Origin of the sequence: Micromonospora sp. LOL_024, from assembly GCF_048060415.1 — a bacterium.
GTDB lineage: Bacteria > Actinomycetota > Actinomycetes > Mycobacteriales > Micromonosporaceae > Micromonospora.
On record NZ_JBHMIS010000092.1, the window covers coordinates 1 to 3,185 of the forward strand.

Consider the following 3,185-nt stretch of genomic DNA (forward strand, 5'->3'; position numbering starts at 1 on the left):
CCGACGTGGACGTGTCGCCCTCCAACAAACGGCTACTCAAAACTGAGACAGAACACTAGTGCCGTGACCACGACGTTCACGGCGTTGGTTGACACGCCGTCGGCCTGCCGTGCTTGCGGCGTCGCGGCGGTCAGGCTGTGGCGGTGGCAGTACGCGTACGACGACTCAGTGACCAGGAAGGTCAGCAGCTGCTGCGCATCACTCGCAGAGGCACCGGTTCACCGATCCGATTACGTCGTGCCATGGTTGTGCTGGCGTCGGCCGGCGGCGCACTGCCGGCGGAGAGCCGGACCCGGCTGCTCAACGATCTCGGCGCCCAGGTGGCCGAGTTGAGCACCCTTTCCGCCGAGCTGACCGAGATGGCGCGCGGTGACGTCAGCGACGAGAGCACCGAGCTGCTCGACCTCGCCGACGTGGTGGTGGCCGCCGCGACCCGGGCGCGTTTTCGCGCGAAGCCCGACATCGTGATCGCGCTCGACCTCACCTCCGTATGGGTTAGCGGCCGACCCGCCGGCCTCCAGCGGGCGGTGCTCAACCTCATCGACAACGCCGGCAAGTGGTCCCCGCGGACCAGCCGGTCCAGGTCCGGCTCCGTGCCGAGGGCGCATCGGCGGTGCTCGAGGTCGACGACGCCGGGCCGGGCATCGACGCTGCCGACGTACCGCGGGTGTTCGACCGGCTCTACCGTGCCGACAGCGCCCGGGCGTTGCCCGGATCCGGTCTGGGGCTGTCGATCGTGCAGCGGGTCGTTGACGCCCACGGCGGTCGGGCCACCGTCGCCCGCTCCGCACGCGGTGGCGCGCTGCTTCGGATCGACCTTCCGGCTGCGGCCCTGCCCGCCCTTTCGCGCGGCTCATCGCCGGGCAGGGACACTGCGGTGCGCTGACCCCCCCGGCGGCGCAGGACGAGGGACGGCGGTCTTCGGGCATGGCCCCGCGCGGCTCACCGTCGGGGTGGGACACCCGCGGTGCGCCCACCACAGCCCGGCCGCATGGCGCAGGACAAGCGGCCCACCACCGGGCAGAGGACACCGGGAGGCGCCAACCCCAGCCCCGGCGCGTGGCGCAGGACCAACCGGCGGCGACCGTCGGGCGCATAAAAATCCGGGACAGGCATGGGGCCCTGTCCCGGATCTCGTCCGTGCCGTAGGTTTCACCGTTGCAGCGCGAGCTCCTCATCGCCGGCGCGCGGCCGTTGACGGTCCGGCGGCTCCGCCGGCTGGGACAGCTGGCTCGGCCACCAGATCCGCCGGCCGATCAGCAGGGTGAGGGCGGGCACCAGGACCGACCGCACCAGCAGAGCGTCGAGCAGCACGCCGAATGCGACCAGGAACCCGAGCTCGATCAGCATCACGAGCGGAAGTGTGGCGAGGACCGCGAACGCGAATAGCTGTTGGCTCTCGCCCACGGTGACGTAGGGCGCCGCATCGCCGCGAGGGCAGGGTCCGTGGTAACCGGAGTAGCGTCCTACTCGTTCGCCATGCTCCGGCAGTGGGTGTGCACCAGCCGAGGGGTACTGCGTCAGATCAGATGGCGGCGCGGCCGCCGTCGGTTGCGATTGTCGCGCCGGTCATGAAGCTCGCCTTGTCGCTCGCGACAAACGCCACGACCTCGGCGACCTCAGACGGGTCGGCCGAGCGGCGCATCGGCACCGCCTGCCCCAGGCCGCCGAGGTCTGGGCCAAGCGCGCCAACCAGCTTGGAGGTGTGCATCGGGCCGGGCCGCACGGCATTAACCCGCACGTTCCCTTCGACGAACTCGGCTGCCCAGGCACGCGTCAAGGCCTCCATGGCGGCCTTCGTCGCGCTGTAGACGGTCATGCCGGGCTCGGCTTTCGCGGCGGCCGTCGATGAGATGTTGACGATGCTGCCGCCACCGTTCGCGGCCATCTTCGGGGCGAGCATGGCGGTGAGCACGAACGGCGCCCGCACGTTGACGGCGAACGCCCCGTCATACTCGTCGAGGTCCTGCCCCACGGTTGACGCCAGCGTGTAGGCCACCGCGTTGTTGACCAGAATGTCGACCGGGCCCACTTCGTCTGCCAAGCGGCGAACCTCGTCGACACTGCTCAGATCGACCCTCACGAAGCGGGCGCCTCCGCCGAGGTCTGCGACGACCTCAGCGCCGCGCGCCCGGTCGACCCCGGTGAGGATGACGGTGGCGCCGCAGCCGACGAATATCTTCGCGATCGCGTGGCCGAGGCCGCCGATCGCGCCGGATCCGGTTACCAGGGCGGTCTTACCGGCGAAGTCCATTCGTGTCTCGCTCTCTCCTAAGTGATGGGACCTAGGTCCCATCACCGTAACATATGATCGGACCAGGGACCCATCACCTATGATGGTCTCGTGGGCAGATGGGAACCGGACACGCGCGAACGTCTGCAGAACGCTGCCCTGGAACTGTTCGAGCGCGGCTACGACAACACCACCGCGGCGGAAATCGCCGAGCGCGCCGGCACGGCGAAGAGCACCTTCTTCCGGCACTTCGCCGACAAGCGAGAGGTCCTGTTCGCCGGCACGAGCCTGATCGCCGACCGGGCCGTGGCCGCGATCGCCGCCGCCCCACCCGCCGTCACGACCCTCGGCCTGGTCGACGAGGTCCTGCGCAGCATTCTGCCGATCTTCGACCCGGCCAAGCGGCTGTGGTACGGGCGGCGTCAGGCGGTCGTCGCCCACACCCCCGAACTACGCGAACGCGACCTACTCAAACAGCACGCCCAGACCGCTGCGATCACCGGCGCCCTGCGCGAGCGGGGCCTGACCGGCCTGACCGCGGACCTCGTCGCCGCGCTGATCGGGCTAGCCTTCCACGTGACCTACACCCGCTGGCTCGAGGCCACCGCCGACCAGGACGTTGCCACCCTGGCCGCCGAGGTGCTCGCCGAGCTGCGCACCACCGTAACCGCACTGACCTAAGCTTGTTCTTCAACCTTCGCGTTGCGCGGAGGTCCCGAAACCCTCGACGACCCGGGCAGGGGCGAGCCGCTCGGGTGTGTTTGGTCGTTCCCATGGGCGGCGTAGGTCCGCGGCGAGAGGCCTGGCGAGGCGGAGTTGGGTGTGCGCGGCGATGATCAGCCAAGTCCAGCGGTCGGCCGCCTGCGGGGTGCGGATCTTCGGTCGGGTCCAGCCCACGGCCCCGGCGTTGTTCCGGCTTGAGGTGTTCTGTCCGTGTTGAGGACCGGGCGAG

At 70.0% G+C, this 3,185-nt stretch carries 4 protein-coding genes and 1 pseudogene; 2 read left to right on the forward strand and 3 right to left on the reverse strand.

All coding sequences use genetic code 11. From position 1 onward, the window contains the following. Window positions 1-556 precede the first annotated feature (556 nt). Window positions 557-886, forward strand: a complete 330-nt coding sequence (locus ACFHWY_RS28075; protein ID WP_416583257.1) for a sensor histidine kinase — start codon at window positions 557-559, stop codon at window positions 884-886. Between the two features lie 266 nt (window positions 887-1,152). Here the strand turns inward: ACFHWY_RS28075 and ACFHWY_RS28080 are convergent, their stop codons facing one another. After that, window positions 1,153-1,407: an MMPL family transporter gene (locus ACFHWY_RS28080; protein WP_416583258.1), complete on the reverse strand. Its 255-nt coding sequence runs from the start codon at window positions 1,405-1,407 to the stop codon at window positions 1,153-1,155. A 118-nt stretch (window positions 1,408-1,525) separates the two neighbouring features. Further along, complete coding sequence (locus ACFHWY_RS28085) at window positions 1,526-2,254, reverse strand: SDR family NAD(P)-dependent oxidoreductase (RefSeq protein WP_416583259.1); 729 nt, start codon at window positions 2,252-2,254, stop codon at window positions 1,526-1,528. A gap of 90 nt (window positions 2,255-2,344) precedes the next feature. On the opposite strand from ACFHWY_RS28085, the gene ACFHWY_RS28090 reads away from it, so the two are divergent. Then, on the forward strand, window positions 2,345-2,914 hold the full coding sequence (locus ACFHWY_RS28090) for a TetR/AcrR family transcriptional regulator (RefSeq protein WP_416583260.1): 570 nt from the start codon (window positions 2,345-2,347) through the stop codon (window positions 2,912-2,914). Window positions 2,915-2,939: 25 nt separating this feature from the next. On the opposite strand, the pseudogene ACFHWY_RS28095 reads toward ACFHWY_RS28090, so the two are convergent. After that, window positions 2,940-3,185 (reverse strand): annotated as a pseudogene (locus tag ACFHWY_RS28095) (hypothetical protein); the annotation flags it as partial.

What these genes read in the sequence shown, in the direction of transcription:
- ACFHWY_RS28085 (WP_416583259.1), bottom strand. Translation starts at nt 2,254, where the DNA reads ATGGACTTCGCCGGTAAGACCGCCCTGGTAACCGGATCCGGCGCGATC.